The organism is Micromonospora foliorum (genome assembly GCF_022229015.1).
GTDB lineage: Bacteria > Actinomycetota > Actinomycetes > Mycobacteriales > Micromonosporaceae > Micromonospora > Micromonospora foliorum.
The window spans coordinates 1-2,742 of sequence record NZ_JAKKFF010000414.1 but is presented as its reverse complement, the minus strand read 5'-3'; the positions used below and the strand labels follow the sequence as shown (position 1 = coordinate 2,742).

2 protein-coding genes are annotated in these 2,742 nt (G+C 72.8%); one reads left to right on the top strand and one right to left on the bottom strand.

Going from position 1 to position 2,742, the window contains the following annotated elements:
* The coding region (locus tag PSH25_RS26175) for a glycosyltransferase family 2 protein (RefSeq protein WP_238661579.1) at positions 1-1,042 on the bottom strand (1,042 nt) is incomplete at its 3' end.
* Between the two features lie 300 nt (positions 1,043-1,342).
* On the opposite strand from PSH25_RS26175, the gene PSH25_RS26170 reads away from it, so the two are divergent.
* On the top strand, positions 1,343-2,587 hold the full coding sequence (locus PSH25_RS26170; RefSeq protein ID WP_238661578.1) for an acyltransferase family protein: 1,245 nt from the start codon (positions 1,343-1,345) through the stop codon (positions 2,585-2,587).
* Positions 2,588-2,742 lie beyond the last annotated feature (155 nt).

Sequence of the window (2,742 nt, the reverse complement as noted above, 5' to 3'; positions counted from 1 at the left end):
CGCCGGCCGCCGGGCCGGGCCGACGCAGGCGACCGGCGACCCGGTGGGCCTGGCGCAGCGCCGAGTACGCCAACCAGTCACCCCGCCCGACGAGGCGGTGCTTGAGCCCGGCCACGCCTTGGGGGAGCGGGTAGCCGCCGGTGGGCAGGTACCGACGGTAGTGCGCGGCGGCCCGGTGGAAGAAGTCGCGCCGCAGGTGTGGGTGCAGCCGTCCGTCGTTGCCCACCACCACCAGGTAGTGGCTGATCATCAGCTCGAACAGCTCGGCCTGCAACCGCTCGTCCGGGTGCTTCCGGGCGACCCAGTCCAGCAGCCGCTCGTACTGGGCGAAGGCGTCGAAGTGCCGGCCGCTGCGGGTGGAGGTGATCGCGCCCTGGCGGCCCTGGCGGTACAGGTAGCAGACCCGGTCCAGCACGGAGACCTTCTCGGCCCCGATCAGCAGGGGGTGGCTGAACGGGATGTCCTCGTACCAGCCGGGGAAGAACCGCAGTTCCAGCTCGTCCATGAAGTCCCGGCGGACCACCTTGTTCCAGGCGGTGTGCTGCACCCGCAGCAGTTGCGGCTGGTCGGCCAGCCGGGTGACGCCGGGAATTCCGCGCAACAGCGGGCTGCTCGCGTCGATCTCCCGCCGGCCGTCCTCGTGCACCCGCAGGTGGTCGAGCATCAGCACGTCGGGCTGGTGCTGGCGCAGCCGGTCCAGCACCGCCGCGATGGTGCCCGGCGGCAACCAGTCGTCGCTGTCGACGAACCAGACGTACCGGCCGGTGGCCACGTCGAGCCCGGCGTTGCGGGCCAGCCCCAGACCCACGTTGCTGCTCAGGTGCACGACGCGGACGCCGTCGCGGCCGACCGCGTACGCGTCGAGCATCGCGCCACAGCCGTCGGGGGAGGCGTCGTCGACGGCGATCAGCTCGACCGTGTCCGATTCGCCGGCCGGGATGTCGGCCCGGATCGACTCCAGGCACTGGTACAGGTACGCCTCGACGCCGTACACGGGCACGACGATGCTCAGCAGCGGTGCGTGCGTCGGCTCATTGACCACGTCCGCCACCTTCGACGACCCGGGTGGCCGGCCCCGGAACCTGACGTTGCCGCCGATGGTGGAATCTCTGAACTCCCGCCCAGCGGAAGGTTAACGCCGGCCGGTGGGTGGTTCCCCGGCCCGGGGAACGGCGGGCTCGTGGGGCGGGTGGGACGCGTCCGGTTCACCCGGGAGTGACCCGGTAGGGTGCCTCGGTGCGGCCCTGCCGGGTCGTCGCGGGCGTCGCCGTCGCGCCGTCCGACGCCGCGCCGAGGAGGATACGACCGTGCTGGTGGCCCTGCCGAGCGTCGGGATCCCGGCATGACGAGCGTCGCCGCGGTGTCGGGTGCCCGGCCCGCGCCGGCCCCGGCCCGGCTGCCCTCGCTGACCGGGCTGCGCTGGATAGCCGCCCTGCTGGTCTTCGGCTTCCACGCCGGCACCATGCGGATCATCGCCGAGCCGGACTACAAGGCCGTGGTCGACGCGCTGTTCACCCTGGGTCTCTCCGGGGTGCAGTTCTTCTTCATCCTCAGCGGTTTCGTGCTGGTCTGGTCGGCCCGCGCGGGCGACTCCCGGCGTACCTTCTGGCGGCGACGGATCGCCAAGATCTACCCGAACCACCTGGTGCTGTGGGCGGCGACGCTTGTGGTCGCCGCGTGGTTCGCCGACCCGGTCCTACCGGCGGCGGCGCTGGAGAACCTGCTGCTGCTGCAGGCGTGGGACCCCCGGCCGGGCTGGTTCTACAGCATCAACACCGTCAGCTGGTCGCTCTCCTGCGAGTTCTTCTTCTACCTCTGTCTGCCGCTGGCCCTGCCGCTGCTGCGCCGGGCCCGGCCGAAGGTGCTCTGGGCGCTGATCGTCGGGCTGCCGCTGCTGATCCTCGCGCTCTGGCCGGCGCAGGAGTTGGTGCCGGAGGTGAGTCGGTGGTGGTTCACCCAGATCTTCCCGCCGGTACGGTCGCTGGAGTTCTGGTTGGGCGCGGTGGCGGCCGAGTTGATGCGCCGGGGGCTCTGGCGCGGCCCCGGTCTGACCGTGGCCAGCGGGATCTTCCTGGTCACCTGGGTGGCGGCCGCGCAGTGGATCCGCGCCGAGCTGTGGACCACGCTGCTCGCCGTCGCGTACCTGTTGGTGATCGCCGCCGCCGCGGACGCGGACGTGCGGGGTCGGCGCTCGCCGTGGCGGTCCCGGCCGCTGGTCTGGCTCGGTGAGGTCTCGTTCGCCTTCTACCTGGTGCACGTGCTGGTGATGACGAGCGTGCTGCGCTGGAGCGGGACCTGGGGGATCGGCTTCGCGGGTTGGCGCGGCCCGGCCGTGGTGCTCGGCTTCCTGGTGGCGAACCTGATCCTCGCCGGGCTGCTGCACCGCTTCGTCGAGACCCCGATGATGCGCCGGCTCGCGCCGCGTCGTGCGGCGCGTCCGGCGCCCGTCCCCCGGCAACGCGCGGCCGGCCGGCAGGCCGCCGGCGACGCGGGAAACCCCGAGAGCAGCACCCGGGCCGCGGCCGGCGGGGCCGCCGACGAGGTCGGTCAGACCGGCCGTCGATCAACGTACGTCGACCTGCGCTGACAGCGTCCACCCTGGTCGAACGGGGTCGGCGCGGCGTGATCCGACACGCCCGTGGTCGGTGCGCCCGGCCCGGCGCGACGGTAGCGTGGGGACGTGCTTCCGGTCGCGTTCACCTGTCCGCTGTGGTGGGTGGCGCGCTTGGCGACGCGGGTGTG